Origin of the sequence: Pseudomonas sp. NBRC 111133 (assembly GCF_001320605.1) — a bacterium.
GTDB lineage: Bacteria > Pseudomonadota > Gammaproteobacteria > Pseudomonadales > Pseudomonadaceae > Aquipseudomonas > Aquipseudomonas monteilii.
In genome coordinates, this window is record NZ_BCBJ01000086.1 from 1 (window position 1) to 15,305 (window position 15,305).

At 61.3% G+C, this 15,305-nt stretch carries 18 protein-coding genes and 3 pseudogenes; 7 read left to right on the forward strand and 14 right to left on the reverse strand.

Features of this window, described 5'->3' with window-relative positions:
• Positions 1-201: 201 nt before the first annotated feature.
• Together APH36_RS20295 and APH36_RS20300 are read left to right on the forward strand one after the other, a co-directional pair.
• A complete protein-coding gene (locus tag APH36_RS20295) occupies positions 202-777 on the forward strand; it encodes an NAD(P)H-dependent oxidoreductase (RefSeq protein WP_060500019.1) in 576 nt (191 codons plus the stop codon).
• 73 nt (positions 778-850) lie between these two features.
• Positions 851-1,231, forward strand: a complete 381-nt coding sequence (locus APH36_RS20300) for a MerR family transcriptional regulator (protein ID WP_060500020.1) — start codon at positions 851-853, stop codon at positions 1,229-1,231.
• Between the two features lie 196 nt (positions 1,232-1,427).
• Here APH36_RS20300 and APH36_RS20305 read toward each other — a convergent pair whose 3' ends face one another.
• From APH36_RS20305 to APH36_RS20325, 5 genes and pseudogenes are all read right to left on the reverse strand, one after another.
• Complete coding sequence (locus APH36_RS20305; protein ID WP_060500021.1) at positions 1,428-1,787, reverse strand: cupin domain-containing protein; 360 nt, start codon at positions 1,785-1,787, stop codon at positions 1,428-1,430.
• Positions 1,784-2,392: a GNAT family N-acetyltransferase gene (locus APH36_RS20310; RefSeq protein WP_060500022.1), complete on the reverse strand. Its 609-nt coding sequence runs from the start codon at positions 2,390-2,392 to the stop codon at positions 1,784-1,786. Before APH36_RS20310 ends, APH36_RS20305 begins: the two co-directional genes overlap by 4 nt.
• A gap of 130 nt (positions 2,393-2,522) precedes the next feature.
• Positions 2,523-3,134 (reverse strand): annotated as a pseudogene (locus APH36_RS20315) (TonB-dependent siderophore receptor); the annotation flags it as partial.
• 322 nt (positions 3,135-3,456) lie between these two features.
• Entirely contained in the window at positions 3,457-3,723 is a 267-nt protein-coding gene (locus tag APH36_RS20320; RefSeq protein ID WP_060500024.1) for a hypothetical protein, read from the reverse strand.
• 56 nt (positions 3,724-3,779) lie between these two features.
• The gene (locus APH36_RS20325) at positions 3,780-4,193 is read right to left on the reverse strand and encodes an arsenate reductase ArsC (RefSeq protein WP_060500025.1); all 414 of its coding nucleotides are present in this window, start codon (positions 4,191-4,193) and stop codon (positions 3,780-3,782) included.
• On the opposite strand from APH36_RS20325, the gene APH36_RS20330 reads away from it, so the two are divergent.
• Positions 4,193-5,752, forward strand: coding sequence for a mechanosensitive ion channel family protein (locus APH36_RS20330; RefSeq protein ID WP_082426426.1), 1,560 nt, complete (start codon positions 4,193-4,195; stop codon positions 5,750-5,752). The two genes, APH36_RS20325 and APH36_RS20330, sit on opposite strands and share 1 nt — an antisense overlap.
• A 36-nt stretch (positions 5,753-5,788) precedes the next feature.
• Here the strand turns inward: APH36_RS20330 and APH36_RS20335 are convergent, their stop codons facing one another.
• The 7 genes from APH36_RS20335 to APH36_RS20365 all read right to left on the reverse strand — a co-directional run bounded on the left by APH36_RS20335 (position 5,789) and on the right by APH36_RS20365 (position 10,482).
• Positions 5,789-6,406: a LysE family translocator gene (locus APH36_RS20335; RefSeq protein ID WP_060500026.1), complete on the reverse strand. Its 618-nt coding sequence runs from the start codon at positions 6,404-6,406 to the stop codon at positions 5,789-5,791.
• Positions 6,407-6,475: 69 nt separating this feature from the next.
• Positions 6,476-7,108 carry a hypothetical protein gene (locus APH36_RS20340; RefSeq protein WP_060500027.1) on the reverse strand — a complete coding sequence of 211 codons (633 nt, stop codon included), beginning with the start codon at positions 7,106-7,108 and terminating at the stop codon, positions 6,476-6,478.
• Positions 7,109-7,233: 125 nt separating this feature from the next.
• Complete coding sequence (locus APH36_RS20345; RefSeq protein ID WP_060500028.1) at positions 7,234-8,043, reverse strand: AraC family transcriptional regulator; 810 nt, start codon at positions 8,041-8,043, stop codon at positions 7,234-7,236.
• A 75-nt stretch (positions 8,044-8,118) separates the two neighbouring features.
• Positions 8,119-8,586, reverse strand: coding sequence for a DoxX family protein (locus tag APH36_RS20350; protein ID WP_060500029.1), 468 nt, complete (start codon positions 8,584-8,586; stop codon positions 8,119-8,121).
• 9 nt (positions 8,587-8,595) lie between these two features.
• Positions 8,596-9,351, reverse strand: a complete 756-nt coding sequence (locus APH36_RS20355; RefSeq protein ID WP_060500030.1) for a DNA-binding domain-containing protein — start codon at positions 9,349-9,351, stop codon at positions 8,596-8,598.
• Complete coding sequence (locus APH36_RS20360; RefSeq protein ID WP_060500031.1) at positions 9,348-10,181, reverse strand: DUF692 domain-containing protein; 834 nt, start codon at positions 10,179-10,181, stop codon at positions 9,348-9,350. The genes APH36_RS20355 and APH36_RS20360 overlap by 4 nt, the downstream gene beginning before the upstream one ends.
• 16 nt (positions 10,182-10,197) lie before the next feature.
• Positions 10,198-10,482 (reverse strand): DUF2282 domain-containing protein, encoded by a 285-nt coding sequence (locus tag APH36_RS20365; RefSeq protein ID WP_060500032.1) that lies wholly within the window; start codon positions 10,480-10,482, stop codon positions 10,198-10,200.
• 180 nt (positions 10,483-10,662) lie between these two features.
• Between APH36_RS20365 and APH36_RS20370 the strand changes: the two are divergent.
• The 3 genes and pseudogenes from APH36_RS20370 to APH36_RS20380 form a co-directional block, all read left to right on the forward strand.
• A pseudogene (locus APH36_RS20370) lies at positions 10,663-11,250 on the forward strand (sigma-70 family RNA polymerase sigma factor).
• Positions 11,237-11,878, forward strand: a complete 642-nt coding sequence (locus APH36_RS20375; RefSeq protein WP_060500033.1) for a DUF1109 domain-containing protein — start codon at positions 11,237-11,239, stop codon at positions 11,876-11,878. Before APH36_RS20370 ends, APH36_RS20375 begins: the two are co-directional and overlap by 14 nt.
• A gap of 32 nt (positions 11,879-11,910) precedes the next feature.
• Positions 11,911-12,252, forward strand: a pseudogene (locus tag APH36_RS20380) (isochorismatase family protein); the annotation flags it as partial.
• 42 nt (positions 12,253-12,294) lie between these two features.
• Here the strand turns inward: APH36_RS20380 and APH36_RS20385 are convergent.
• Together APH36_RS20385 and APH36_RS20390 are read right to left on the reverse strand one after the other, a co-directional pair.
• Complete coding sequence (locus APH36_RS20385) at positions 12,295-13,302, reverse strand: zinc-binding alcohol dehydrogenase family protein (protein ID WP_060500034.1); 1,008 nt, start codon at positions 13,300-13,302, stop codon at positions 12,295-12,297.
• 135 nt (positions 13,303-13,437) lie between these two features.
• On the reverse strand, positions 13,438-14,232 hold the full coding sequence (locus APH36_RS20390; RefSeq protein ID WP_060500035.1) for an SDR family oxidoreductase: 795 nt from the start codon (positions 14,230-14,232) through the stop codon (positions 13,438-13,440).
• 106 nt (positions 14,233-14,338) lie between these two features.
• Here APH36_RS20390 and APH36_RS20395 point away from each other — a divergent pair, with 106 nt between their 5' ends.
• On the forward strand, positions 14,339-15,280 hold the full coding sequence (locus APH36_RS20395) for a GlxA family transcriptional regulator (RefSeq protein WP_060500036.1): 942 nt from the start codon (positions 14,339-14,341) through the stop codon (positions 15,278-15,280).
• Positions 15,281-15,305 lie beyond the last annotated feature (25 nt).

The window sequence follows — 15,305 nt, forward strand, 5'->3', positions numbered from 1 at the left end:
CTCCGGTCATGATCAGCCATGACAAGGAGTTATCAGGTGGAGGCTGAAGGAATCTACACCTCGCCTTCGGGGCTTGAGCTGGCATGCACACCCATGCACAAGCGATTGACTGGATGCTCATGGCAGCGATAAAGCCTGAGCAGTTGACTCTCCCGTTAGGGGCAGACTTTACCCTGCACGCTTCATGTTCAGGATGAAGTGATGATGAGCAAACGAGTACTCGTGGTGCTGGGGCACCCGTCAGGCGAGAGTTTCTGCGCAGCGCTGACCGAGAGTTATGTCGAGGCGGCTAGAAGTGCCGGCCATGATGTAAGGGTGTTACGGCTTGATGCGTTGAGCTTCGACCCGGTGCTGCGCAGCGGCTACCGGCAAGCGCAGCCACTGGAACCCGACCTGCTCAGGGCTCAGGCCGACATCACCTGGGCCGAGCACTTAGCCTTTATCTACCCCATTTGGTGGGGCGGTATCCCTGCATTGATGAAAGGCTTTTTCGACCGCGTGTTCTTGCCCGGTTTCGCGTTCCGGTATAGGACAGGCAAGGCTTTCCCCGAGCAACTGCTCAAGGGGCGCACGGCGCATCTGCTGGTGACGATGGATACACCGCCGTGGTACTACCGCTGGGTGTATCGCATGCCTGGCCTTCACCAAGTGCGCAAGACCACGTTGCAGTTTTGCGGTATCAGGCCGCTGCGTACCCTGATGTTCGGGCCGCTGCTCGGCTCCAGCGCGCGGCGGCGCGCAGCCTGGCTCCAACAGGCACGAAAGCTCGCCGGCTGACCTGCGCCAATGAGGTTCCCGAACCGCTGGCGTCATGCAATGATGCGCCGCCCTCCTTATGAAAAGGACGTTCATGTACATTGGCAAAGCCGCCCAACTGTCGGGCACCACCGTCAAAACCATCCGCCACTATGAAGCGATTGGCCTGCTGCCGCCGCCCGAGCGCCAGGGGCAGTACCGCGTCTACAACCAGCAGAGTGTCGAACTGCTGACATTCATCAAATGCGCGCAGCAGTTGGGTTTCAAACTGAAGGAACTGCAGGGGATTCTGCCGAGGCATCAGGGTGCTGATTTGCCGTGGGAGTTGGCGGGCAGGGCCATTGCCGACAAGAAACGCGAAGTGCTGGGGCAAATCACTGGGCTCCAACAGATATACGCAGGGCTCCAGGCGTTTGAAGCACGCCTTGAAGATGCCAAGTATCAGTGCGGGCTTGACCCACGAGTAAGGGCGTAGCCCGTGCCAGGCAACTCTATTTCCTGGTCTGGCGGCATCAGCGTGAAAGGTGCGGCTCACACGTGACCGCTCTCAACCCAAGCAAACACTGAGAGGTAGAGGGCTGTTGTGGCCTGCCGAAATACATTCGAGCGCCGCCAGCAGGCAAGCATGCAAACTGTCCTTATGCTGCGCTCGATGAAACGTGACCCCGTGCCTAGTTCGCGGGCAAGAGGATCACGAAGTTCTTTTTCATGTCTTCCAGCACGGTCCATTTGCCCTTGGCGCCCGGTTCGATAATGAACGTGTCGCCAGCGGCCAGTGTGACGGGGGCGCAACCCTCGAGTTCGATGACGCAGCGTCCACTCAGCACATGGCAGAACTCCCAAACCTTGTAGTCGATGCGCCACGCTCCGGTGCTGGCTTCCCATTCTCCGGAAATGCGACCTTGCTGTTCATCGTGATAATACTTTGAAGTCAGCGTATGCGGGGTGCCTTCCACAACCTCTTCAAAAAAGGGAAGGTCGCGCACCGGTTGAATGTCCAGTTCGCGGAACACGGTCAGTTTCTTGTTCATGGTTTTTTCTCGAGCACGTTGTGGTTAGGGCGATACATCAAATAGGCTTCACCGGTTACGCCCAGCATCGGGTGCGGAACGATCTGGCAGGTTTTAACAATTTGAAAACCGTGACGTTCATAGAAGCGGCGTGCACCGTGGTTTTCTGCATAATCGATCAGGCATAGCCCATCCAGACCAGCGACCTCCGCGCGCTGCTGGGCGTGGTGAAGAAACTGGACGCCCAGCCCCTGGCTGCGCCAGGCCTCATCCAGGGCCAGGCTGGATATGTACAAGGTGTCGGGTATTTCCATGTCGGAATACGGCGCCAGGACCGGGTCTGTCTCGACCGGCCTGTCAGGGGTCTCGCGCAAGGCATAGCTGTGCATCATGCCGATGACGCGCCCTTCGTAAGTGGCCATCAGGCAGTTCTTGTACGAAAAGTCGCCCTGTTCCCTGGCATAGCGAGACGCACCGACACTCAGCAATGCTTCCCCAGGTGCGGCAAGCTTGCTCCAGATGTAATCGGCCATGCCCTCCGATGTCAGTTGAAAGAAGCGCGCAATATCGTGCGCGTCCGAGGCTTGAGCGGGTCTGAAGTCGATAGGCACGTACGGTGCTCCCATGCGATCGGGTAGTTAGCTTTCAAGGATTACGCCTTTGACAGGGAGGCAGGGTAGGCGGATTGAAAGGTTCCCATCATGCTCGGGGCGAACAGCGTCAGCACCGCGTGCGACGCTATGGCGCGTGCGCACGTCAGAAGTTGTATTTGATACCCGTCATAATGTTTCTTGGCGCACCGTACATGCCGTGGTCACCGGCATAGCTGAGGTATTCGCGGTCGAACACGTTGTTCAGATTGACTGACGCACTCAGGTGTTGGTTGAAGTCGTAGCGCGCCATGAGGTTGGTGACGGCGTAGCTGCCTTGCGTGAAGGTGTGCAGGTCGGCACCGGTTTTACTCTGCCAGTTCACGCCGCCGCCAAGGGTGACCTTGTCCAGAATTCCCGGCAGGCGATAGCTGGTGAAAGTCTTGAGACTGTGGCGGGGCAGGGTGGTAACGATGCGCTGGTCATCAGCGTCGGTGCTGACCGCATAGGCATAACCGGCGGATGCCTGCCACCCTTCAGCCAGTTCTCCGTCCAGGGTGACTTTGGCGCCCTTGGTGGTGGTTCCCTGTTCTGACTTGTACGTGTTGCCACCTGGGGTATCGATCCAGATCGCCAGGTTGTCTTGCTCGATCTTGAACAGCGCGAAGCTGGAGTTCAGCTTGCCGTCGAAGTGGCTGCCTTTGACGCCGACTTCATAACCGGTGCCTTCCATCGGATCCAGGGGTTTGTTGTTGATACCGCGAACCCAGGACGACTGACTGTGAGCAGTTCAATTGCCGATACAGCCAGCTACGCAACCAGCGGTGTTGCTGTTCGTACAGAGCAGTGAGCCGAGCGGTATCGACGGAGGCCATGAGCTGCCACAGAATGGATGTAAATGAGACTTAGTATCATGTTTGACTAATGGAGTGCCGACAAGAACGCAAACGGGCGCAGTGTATGACTGGCCTGATGGGGGATGGGGGAGACCGATGTAGTTAACTTCTGGTATCCCGTGCGCGAAGACCGCGCACCGTAAATCGTTCGTTTTCGTTACGACTCGAATGCCAGCTCTGGCCGCTGGCTACACATTGGCAATGTCACCTTTGCGTCGCTCTTGTGTGATCTGGCCGTGGATTTGTCACCCATATTCTATGCTGCTCTTCAGATACGGTCTCAAACTTGGCAGTGCCAAACCTTAAGTCGTTGATGAACCCAACCGCAGCTTCGCCCTGGTGCAGCTCCTTTGCATAGAAAACGAAATCGACGTCCCGCTGGGTATTGAAATTGTCGCCTTGGGCATCAAGGCTGATGAGCACATCGATATCGGTTGGTACCTGGTTCATCAAATCTTCGAGAATGGCCAATGTCGTTCCTTCGATCAGGGGCGGTGGAGCCGGCGAGCAGGTTTATTTCCGCCTGCTCAACGCGTGCCGATGCGATCCAGCGCGTGCTGGAGTTGATCACGGTCAAGGTTGTCGAAAGGCAGTGCGAAGAAGGCGTCGCAGCGTGACGCGATGTGCGTCAACGTGGCTTGGAACGCCGCGTCTACCGCCGATTCGTCACCCCGCACTTCGGACGGGTCTGCAAGCCCCCAATGCGCTTTCAGCGCGGGGCCGAAATACACCGGGCAGGCTTCGCCGGCAGCGTTGTCGCAGACGGTAATGACGATGTCCGGCGGGTTGCTTTCAAAGGCGTCGTTGCCCTTGCTGCTCAGGGCCTCGGTCGAAATACCGGCTTGCTGCAAGGTGCTCAGGCTGCGGGGCAGTACCTGCCCCCTGGGAAAGCTGCCGGAACTGAAGGCCTCGAAGCCAGCCGGTGCCAGATGGTTGAACAGTGCTTCGGAAAGCTACTGATGGTGTGCCGGATGAACCCGCAGAGTTGCGTATCGCCAACCGCAGCATTTTCACCTTTCACGCCACGCTGCTGGGCGAAACCCCCGCTGCACGCGCGCAGCGGGCCTCATCGGTTATCGACGAGGCCTTGCGTGGTACCGACGAGCTGAAGGTCAGTGTCGACCCGATCGTCAATAGCCACCTGGTGCTGCTGGGCGGGCGCAGGGCGTTCATTGTCGCGCCCCAGGACCTGGGCGTAGAGGGCGGCGATACCCGTGAAGCGGCCGAGCAGGCAGCCGCTACGTTGCGCCAGGTAGTGGATGAGACCGGCGAAGCACGCAGCCTGCGCTTCCTGCTCAAGGCGCTAGGGTTTTCTGCCGTCGCCACACTGGTGTTCGTGGTGCTGATCAAGGGTGCCAACCTGGGCCGGCGCAAACTGCGCGGGCGCCTGCCGCAATTGATGCGTGAACGTGCCCGGCAGATCAAGGTGGGCCAGCTGCCGCTGTTCGACATGCAGTACGTGTACTTTCTGATCGACCGTTTGCTGCGCCTGATGTACTGGGCAATCGTGCTGCTGCTCAGCTACCAGTGGCTGAGCTTTGTGCTATCGCAGTTTCCTTATACACGGCCGTGGGGTGAAAGCCTCAACGTGCACCTGCTCGATCTGCTGCGTTATCTGCTCGATGGCATTCTGCACGCCATCCCTGGCATCGCCGTGGCCGTCATGATTTTCTTCATCGCCCGGGGCATCAGTGGCTTCAGCCGGCGCATGCTGGAGCGCATGGCCCGCCCCGGTACGCTGAAATGGCTGACCGAGGAAACCCTGCAGCCCACCACGCGGCTGACGTCACTGGCGATCTGGCTGTTTGCCCTGGTGATGGCATACCCGTACCTGCCAGGCTCTGGCACCGATGCCTTCAAGGGCCTGTCGGTACTGCTCGGTTTGATGATTTCGCTGGGGGCTTCCAGCGTGGTCGGGCAGGCAGCGGCGGGGCTGATCCTGACGTATTCACGCACGCTGAAGGCGGGTGAATACGTGCGCGTGGGCGACAACGAAGGCACGGTGACTGAGGTCGGCATGTTCAACACCACCATCCGCACCGGCCTGGGCGAAGTGCTGACGTTGCCCAACTCGATGATTACCGGGTCGGTGACGCGCAACTATTCGCGGGTGGTGCAGGGGCCAGGTTACATCGTCGATACGGTTGTCACCATCGGCTACGACACGCCGTGGCGCCAGGTGGAAGCCATGCTGGTAGAAGCCGCTCACCGCACCGATGGCATACTGGAAAACCCCACGCCGCAGGTATTCCAGACCGGCCTTTCAGACTTCTACCCCGAGTACCGCCTGGTGGCCCAGGCAGTACCCCGCGCGCCAAGGCCGCGTGCGGAGTTGCTGAGCCTGTTGCATGCCAACATCCAGGACGTGTTCAACGAGTATGGGGTGCAGATCATGTCGCCGCATTACCTGGGTGATCCGGCGCAGGACAAATGGGTACCGCGCGAGAAATGGTTCGCGGCGCCTGCACGAGCCCCATCGGCAAAGCTTGACCGGCAGTAGCTTTACAGGACGATGGGCGTGGGGCGCCAGTGACCTTTATCGGGCAAGCGCCAGGTGCGCGCCAAGCCCGACCAGCGCCGCCCCCATCGCCGCATCGATCGGCCGTCGCATGCCCGCGTAGATCAGGCGAACCCGTTGGGTCGAAAACATCAGGGCCAGCGTTGAAAACCACAGGAACGAAACCAGCGTCACCACCACGACAGCGCTGCCAAGTACCCAGACGGGAGCATGCTGAGGCAGTACGGTAATGAAAAAGCTGCCGAAGAACACAGCGGCCTTGGGGTTGGTCATCGACACCAGAAAGCCGACCCGAGGCGCTGGGGTAGTGGTATTGCTGGAGGTGGCGATCGCCAGCTCCTGATAGGGGCGGCGAGCACCGAGCAGCATCTTGGCGCCCAGGTAGAGCAGGTAGCACACCCCGACCACGCGGATGGCGTCGTACAGCCAGGCCAGTTTGGTGAGCAGCACGCCCAGGCCAATGACCGCCATCACGGCCCAGACGCAGATGCCCAAGGCGGTGCCCAGGGCAACTCCCAGGCCGCGATTGCGGCTGATCAGCGCGTTGGAGGTGACGGCGATGAAGTCCGGCCCCGGGCTTATGCAGCCCAGCAGCATGACCGCAGCAATGGTCAAGAGTTGAGGTATGTAGTCCACGCGGTGGCCTCCTGTAAAGTCGATTGCATGTACACAGCCTGCGGCCTGGAAGCCGGGCAGTGCCGCCGATCAGTTGCCTATGTCGTAATGGACAGACAGCTGGCCCTTCTTTTCTTTGATCTTGAGCACTTTGACCGGGCCGATCTCGCCAGCGGATACAACATGCGTACCCCCGCAACCGTGCATGGGCAGCGTACCGAAAGACACCGTTCTCAGGCCGTTCTGGTCAAGCAGGTGGCGAGGTACGTCATCGTTGATCAGTTGATTGACGGCGTGCTCCAGCTGCTCAGCCGTCAGCGCCTCGGATTGCGGCTGGCGCTCTAACACCACACGGCACTCACCCGGCCAGTGGTGCCCCTTGACCGGCTGCCAGCCCAACAGCTGACCTACGCCAGAGATCAGGTGGCCAGCGGAGTGCAGACGGGCGTGCAAGCTGCGAACGTCAGGTGAGACAGCGATTTCGGCAGGGCCAAGTGGAACCGGGTGCTCAAGGACATGGATGACCTGGTTTTCATTCTGGCTTACGCCCTTGACCGGTATGCCAGCGATGACACCCTGATCGGCCAGTTGCCCACCGCCTTGTGGGTGGAACAGCGTTTCCTCCAGCACCACCTGGAACTTGCCGTCATCCGTTGGCGTGCAGCTCAGCACGTCTGTGCGCAGGGTGAGTTCATCGCTTGTGTAATACGCGCGCAGTGTCATCAATGGCTCCTTGACCGTTTCTATCAGTACGGGGCGGGGACAATGCGGTGTCCGGCCCGGTGCCCAAGGTTAAGAAGCCTGTGCGAGACGCGCTTGTATAAAATTGAGTGATCTGGAAGGGGGCGTCAGTACAGCGAGGGTGCCACGCCAAACGCCTGCTTGAAGGCCCGGTTGAAATGGCTTTGATCGTAAAAGCCGACTTCCTGAGCAACCTTGGTCAGCTCCCACTGTGTGTGGCTGAGCAGTTCGCAGGCGCGCTCCAGGCGCAGGCGAACCAGCCACGCATGGGGCGTCATGCCCACGGTCTGCTTGAACATTTTCAGGAACTGGAAGCGCTCAAGGCCACACAACGCAGCCAGTTCCAGCAAGGTGATCTTGTCTGCCAGGTGAGCGTTGCAGTGCTCTGTCACCCTGCGCCATTGCAGCGGTGAGAGGGTGCCTTTGAGGAACTGCTGCTTGACCATGCGGGTTTCGCTGAACAAGCGGCCCAGCAATGTCAGCCATTGCGACTCGACGAACAAGGGCGACGCGGGCATGCCCTGTGCCAGCGTGCTGTGCAAGTGCGCCAGTTCCATGGACAGCCCAGGGTCTTGCAACAGCGCGCCGCCAAGCGCAGAAAACCGGTCGTGCCCGGTCAGCTCCTCGGTGACATCCTTGAGCAGGGCGGCCGAAACGCGAAAGGTCTTGAGGGTGTAGGACGCGGTATCGGCACTGACACCGTCATGGATTTCGCAGGGCGGCATCAATTGAATGGTGCCGGGGGTAAGCAGCACGGATTCGCCGTTCAGCCCTTGGCGCTGCACACCCTCGGTAATCAGGCCTACGTGGTAGTCGAGGTGATAATGGCGATCAAAGCGAAAGCTGGAAAACCGCCCCTCGCTCAGCACCAGGCCGGGGATTTCGCTATTGCGCTTGTAGTCAACATGGTCTGCCACCAGCCCCTCCCGAACTGCCTTCGTCTGCCAAGCCATCGCAAAACCGAGGCGCGAGCCTGATTTTACAACGGCGGGTCATCTCACGCCCAGCAGCCGATCAAGCGACAACGCACCGGCTCCCCGCCCGATCAACAACAGCAGCAAGCCGGCCCAGGACAAGTGCGTTGGCCAGGCATCGGGGTAGACAAACACTTCGATCACCGTGGTCATGCCCAGCAAGGCGAAGGCCGAAAGGCGCGTATACAGGCCCAGTACCAGCAACAGCGGGAACAGGTGCTCTGCATAGGCGGCCAGGTGGGCCGCCAGCCAGGGGGACACCAGCGGCAGTGCATATTCGCTCTGGAACAGGTCATAGGTGCTGGGCGTGATGGTCAGCAAGCCTTCGACCTTGGTACGGCCGGACAGAAAGAAGATCGAGGCAATGGCAAGGCGTGCCACCAGGCATAACAGTGTGTCGCTCAACAGCAGGTGCAGCCGTTCGGCGAGGTGGTTCCAGCGTTGGCGCAGACCGTGGCCAGTGCGCGAAGTATGGGTGATGTCCATGGTGGTTCCTCAAGCGAAGGAAAGTGGACGAAACACCTGGGCGGCCAGCAGTCGGCCGAGCAGGGCGGCGAAGTCCAGGTCGGGCTGAGCCTGCTGCGCAACCTGTGAGGCCTGCTCCAGCGTCAGGCCTTGGGCGCAGGCATCGAGCAATGCACAGCCCCCGATTTCCAGCGCTTGTTGTACGACACCTTCGTCAGTGCCGCTCAACAAAGCGCCTTCTGCGCGCCAGGGCTGGTCTTGCGGCCAGGCCAGGCCTTCACGGCTGTGGCGCCACAGGCTGAACGCCGGAGTTTGCGCGAACCAGTACCAGCGCACGCTGCTGCGCGGGGCCAGGTAGCTGCACGCCAGGTCCGTGGCGGTCATGCCGGCAAGGTCGGCCAGGTCAAGGCAGGGCTCGCGAAGGGCACTGAAGGCTTCGCACCAGGCGAAATCCAGGCGTGCCACATCGGCCAGGTACGGCAAGCGGTGATGGGCTTGCTGTTGTTCGAGAAAGTCGGCAAACGCCGCCCCGTAGCGGATCAGCCGCGGGTCGTCGGGGGGCGTGCATTGTGCGTAGGCTGCGGCAGCGTCCTGCATCCAGGCCGGGCCGACCAGTGCCTCGACGGCGGGGAAGTTGGCGCGAAGGGCGTCAACACAACCTGCCAGCACGGTGTTGCGATACACCGCAAACGCTGGCTGGCCAGTCAGTGCGGCCAATTGTGGGGCAGAGCGGTGATACAGCGCCTCGACAAAGGCGGTTTGAAACTGGCCAAGGGAAAGGTTCATGGTCGTGCTCCGGCCTGATCGAGCAGCGCCTGGGCGGTATTGCGTTCGGCTAGCAGTTCCGTGAAGGCGGGCACGTTGCCGTCACGCTCGATCAAGGTCGGGCGCGGGCCGATGCGTGCGATCACTTGCTGGTACAAGGCCCAGACCGGTGCGGCGATGGCCGCGTCATGGGAGTCGATCAGTAGCGTGCTCTGCGTGTCCTGGCTGTGGCCGGCCAAGTGTATTTCGCGGATTGCCCCTGCCGGGAACCGCTCAAGGTATCCGGCGGCGTCGAAGCCGAGGTTTTGGGCACTCACGTACACGTTGTTGACATCCAGCAACAATCCGCAGTCGGTCCTGCGCACCAGTTCATGCAGAAATTCGGTTTCATCCCAGTCGTGGCCATCCAGCTCCAGATAATGGCTGGGGTTTTCCAGCGAGAGGCTGCGCCCCAGCGCGTCCTGGGTACGCAGGATGTTGTCGCTGATACGGGCAAGGGCCTCGTTGCTGCGGGGGAAGGGCAGCAGGTCAGGGTGATACTGCCCGCCCCAGGTCGACCAGGCCAGGTGCTCCGACACCAAGGCCGGCTGCACCAGATCGACCAGCGCCCGCAGGCGACGCAGGTGCTGCGCATCGGGTACGGCATCGGCCGCCAGTGACAGCGCGACGCCGTGCAGTGACAGTGGATGGCGTTCGCCAATGCGCTGCAACCCGTCCAGCCGTGGGCCGCCGACCATGTAGTTTTCCGGGTGCACTTCAAACCACAGCCCGTTGGCCTGGCAAGCCCAGACTTCGGCAAAGTGCTCGGCCTTGAGCCCCAGGCCGGCGCCCATGCAGGTGATCCCGTTCATGATCGGCGGCCTGCGCTCACGACTTGATCGGAGACAGCGAGCCCATGCCATTGGGCGTCTTGATGGAGGTGCAGGTGCCAGCGGGTACGTTCTTCCAGTGCATGCCGTCGTAGTCCTTTTTCGCGCTGCCGGCGCAACTGGTGCCGGCGCCGGCCTTGCAGTCGTTCTTGCCGGCCATGGCAACGCCGTAGCATTTTTCCATGGCGGCGCCGGTTGCGTTGTTGGTCGCGTCAGCGGCCAGGGCGGCACCGGCCAGTGAGGCGAGTGCGAGGGCGGCGGTGGTGAGGGCGAGGGTTTTCATGATGTGTCTCCGGGAAGTGGGGCCGTGGCGATGTACCGGCGGCTCATGAACTAGTTCGCGGCTTTGGCGGATCGGGTTACAGGCGCTGGAAAAAAAATCACGACGTCGTAGCCGTCGCCTAACGTATGAAGGCAACAACCCTAGGTAAAAACTCCACGGTGGATGTAACCCGGGCGGCCAATGCTACGAACTACTTCTCAGCAGGCACTCATCGCACGCGAAGCCCGGTTGCAGGCGTTACTGCTGCAAGGGTTGACGGGCGATGCCGTGGCGTACAGGGCCTTTCTGGCGGCGCTGGCGGTGCATGTGCGTGGTTTTTTACTAAGGCGCCTGGCGCAGCGCCCCGGCGAAGTGGAAGACCTGCTACAGGAGGTGTTGCTGGCGGTGCACAACGCCCGCCACACCTACCAGGCCCAGCAACCGCTGACCGTCTGGGTGCAGGCCATTGCCCGCTACAAGCTGGCGGATCACTATCGCAGTTATGCCCGCCACGATGCGCTGCACGACGGGCTGGAGGATGACAGCGACCTGTTCACCGCCAGCGAGGAATAGGCGGCCCAGGCCACGCGGGACCTGGGCAAGCTGTTGGCGCAGTTGCCGCCACGCCAGCGCCTGCCCATCGTTCACGTCAAGCTGGAGGGATTGTCGGTGGAGGAGACTGCACGCATGACCGGGCTTTCTGCCTCGGCAGTCAAGGTTGGCATCCACCGGGGCTTGAAGGCATTGGCCAAGTTGATAGGAGGCAAGGGCGACGATGAGGACCGATGAACTGATTGCCCTGTTGGCCGCTGGGGAAGGGCCGGTGGACCGCCATGTGCTGGCGCGGCGTATGGGTATGGCGTTGCTGGGCGGTATGCTGGGCGCGGTATTGCTGACCGTGACCCTGTTCGGTGTCCGTAACGATCTGGCGCTGGTCGCGTCCACACCGTTGTTCTGGGCCAAGCTGGCCTTGCCCGGCAGTTTGGCAATACTGTCGCTGTGGCTGACCCAGCGGTTGGCCAGGCCGGGTGTGCAGGGCGGTGCGTGCTGGGCCTTGTTGGGGCTGCCGTTGCTGCTGGTCTGGCTGGGCGCGGCCGTGAGCCTGTCTGGCGCTCCGCTGGAAGCCCGCGCCGAGCTGATCCTGGGCCGCACCTGGCGCACCTGCCCGTTGAACATCACCTTGCTCTCTGTGCCTGCCTTTATCGCGGTGTTCGTCGCCTTGCGCGGCCTGGCACCAACCCGCCTGCGTCAGGCTGGCGCGGCGGGGGGCTTGCTCGCAGGCGCCACAGCGACGTTGGCCTACTGCCTGCACTGCCCTGAAATGGGCGTGCCGTTCTGGGGGGTATGGTATGTGCTGGGGATGCTGGTGCCGGCCGTGGTGGGTGCAGCATTAGGGCCACGATTGCTGCGTTGGTGATTGTTGGTTTTCACCCGGAACGCTGCGCCACGGCGCCAGTGGTGGAGAAGCTGCACTTTTCCTGCGTACCCGCCGAATGCCTGCCGCAGGCGATGATGCAGCGTGAGCAGGTCATTCTCTGTGGCATCGAATGCCATGTGTGCGTGCTGCAGACCGCACTCGACCTGCTGGCCAGTGGCAAGCAGGTGTTCGTGGTCGCCGACGCCACGTCGAGCCGCACAGCGGAAAACCACCTCGCGGCCCTCCAGCGCATGGCGGCGGCTGGCGTACAGGTCGTCACCCGTGAAATGGTCGTGTTCGAACTGCTGCGCAGTGCAAGCCACGAACAGTTCCGTGAAATCAGCAAAGCCTTCCTCGCGGGCGAGCAGCCTTAGCTGACCCATGCAGGGTAGCCTGGGTAGTTGTGCTGGCGGCAATCAGAAGCCTTCCAGCACAATCTTGCCGCGCGCTTTTCCACTTTCGACCATGGCGTGGGCGCGCTTTAGGTGCTCGGCGTTGATCGTACCGTAGTGTTCGCCGAGGGTGGTTTTGAGCACACCGCTGTCGACCAGTTGCGAAACGCGATCGAGCAGTTGGTGCTGCTTGATCATGTCCTCGGTCTTGTACAGGGAACGCGTGAACATGAGTTCCCAGTGCAGCGACAGTGACTTGCGCTTGAGCGGCATGACATCCAGCTGCGCCGGGTCGTCGATCAACGCAAGCTTGCCTTGTGGGCGAAGCACTTCCACCAGTTGCGGCAGGTAGGTGTCGGTATGGGTGAGGCTGATCACGTAATCGACCGGGCCCAGCTTGAGCGCCTCCAGCTGAAGCGGAATCGACTCGGCGTGATCGATCACATGATGGGCGCCCAGCGCCTTTACCCACGCCTGGGTTTCGGGCCTTGACGCTGTGCCGATGACGGTCAGCCGAGTGAGTTTGCTGGCAAGCTGTACCAGGATGGAGCCAACCCCGCCACCGGCACCGACCACCAGAAGGCGCTGGCCTTCGCCAGCGTTTTCCTCAACGCCCAGGCGGTCGAACAGCAGCTCCCAGGCGGTAATGGACGTAAGGGGCAGGGCGGCGGCACTGGCATTGTCCAGGCTGCGAGGCTTGTGACCGACGATGCGTTCATCCACCACATGCAGCTCGCTGTAGCTGCCCGGGCGGTCAATGGCGCCGGCGTAGAAAACTTCATCGCCCGGTCGGAACAATGTGACCTCAGGCCCGACCTCGCGGACAACGCCGACAGCGTCCCAGCCCAGCACCTGTGGCTGGTCACCGCCGCGGCTTGCACGGATTTTAGTATCAACCGGGTTGACGGCAATGGCCCTGACTTCGACAAGCAGGTCCCGGGCACCGGGTTTGGGGGCGGGCAGTTCCGCGTCGTACAGCGATTGTGGGGCGTGGATCGGCAAACCGGGTTGGGTGTAAACGACGGCCTTCATTGGCGCTACCTCCAGGGTGGTCGAAAAGTGCATTCAGGCTAAGCGTTTTGATTTGCTCGAAAAATAGCCTGAATGCAGTAAGACTTTCTCGTCTTCAATGAAAATGAACGATGCGGCTTGGGCTCATCTTGGTCACTAGGCCCTGTAGCGGGGCGCGAGCTGGTTGCTGGACAGTTGGCCGAACAAGGCCTTGCGGCTGGCTTCGTAGTGCTCGAACGCTTGCAGGTCGTGCACCGAAGGCAGGGAGATCAATACACCCTTGTCGAAGTCCTGCAGGGCGCCGTCCACCAGGTCCTCGGCCGACATTACGATGGCAGGGTCGAGGTTTTCGAGCGGCAAACCGCCTGTCTGCCAAAGGTCGGTAGCGGTGGCCCCAGGCAGTACTGCCTGGACCTGAACGCCTTTGCCTGCCAGCTCTTTGGCAAGCGCTTGCGTAAACGCGGTGACATAGGCCTTGCTGCCGCCGTAGACGCCGTTGAGCAGCTCCGGCGCCAGGCTGACGATGGACGAGATATTAATGACCGCGCCTTGCTTGCGAGCGACAAAGCCTGGCACCGCCGCGTAGGTGAGGCGGGTGAGGGCGGTGATGTTGAGGCTGATCATTTCGGCCATGCGTTCGACGTCACTTTCCAGCAGGCCGGTATGGGTACCGATACCCGCATTGTTCACCAGCAGGCTGATGCTGGCGTCTTCGCGCAGTTTGCGTTCGACCTTGGCGAGGTCGGCTGCGTTGGCCAGGTCGGCCGGGAACACTTCCACGTTCTGCCGGGTTTCGCTGGTGAGCCGGGCCGCCAATGCGTTAAGGCGTTCGCGGTTGCGTGCTACCAGCACCAGGTCATAGCCACGTCGTGCCAGATGGTCTGCGTAGATCGAACCGATGCCGGTGGAGGCGCCCGTGATGAGCGCGGTGCCTTTGAATTGCTGCGTCATGGTGATGCTCCGGTATTTGGGTGTGGAGTCATCATGCAGAATGTGTGTTTTGACTTAAATGACGTATATGGTACGTTTTCAGGACATCGCAAAGAGGGCTTCAATCATGCACCGGGTCGGCTACCTGATACCCGAAGGCTTCCAGGTCATGTCCCTGGCTACACAAACCGTATTCGAATTCGCCAATATCGTAGCGGGCGAAGCGGTTTACAGGATCGAGAATTTTTCCATCGGGGGTGGCACGGTGCGTTCTTCCCTGGGGATGCATATCGACACGTTGACATTGAGCGCGCCGGGCCTGGCCGACACCTGGATGGTCGCCGGTACGCTGACCCCGCTCACGCCCCCCAGTGAAGAGGTACTTGCCAGCGTGCGTGGATTCGTCGACGGTGCGCGTCGCACCGCAGGCCTTTGTACCGGCTGCTTCGTGTTGGCGCAGGCCGGTGTGCTGGATGGCCGGCGCGCCACCACCCACTGGGCTTATGCAAACAAGCTGCGTGAGTTGCACCCGAAGATCGACGTCGAGGAAGACCGGATTTTCATTGTTGACGGGCCGGTATGGACGTCCGCCGGCATGACCGCCGCTCTGGACATGGCGCTGGGCATGGTCGAAAAAGACCTGGGCACCGACCTGGCAAGGTCGGTGGCGCACAAGATGGTCATGCACCAACGCCGCTCTGGTGGGCAATCCCAGCATTCCGAACTGTTATCGCTCTCGCCCAAGTCGGACCGTATCCAGAGCGCGCTGGATTACGCCCGCAAACACCTCAGCCGCCCGTTGAGTGTGGAGGAACTTGCCGATGTGGTGCACCTGAGCCCGAGGCAATTCACCCGTGTATTCACCGCTGAGACCGGTGAGTCACCCGCCAAGGCCGTTGAGCGCCTGCGGCTGGAGGCAGCCCGTTTGATGATCGAGCAGAGCCGCCACAGCCTGGATGTCGTAGCCAGAGAGACCGGGTTCAGGGACCGCCGGCATCTGCGTGAGGTGTTCATGCGTGGGTTTGGTGTGCCTCCACAGGCTGTGCGCAGGGATGCGCGACGGCGATGATGCACGCCACTTGACTGCCTAGCCG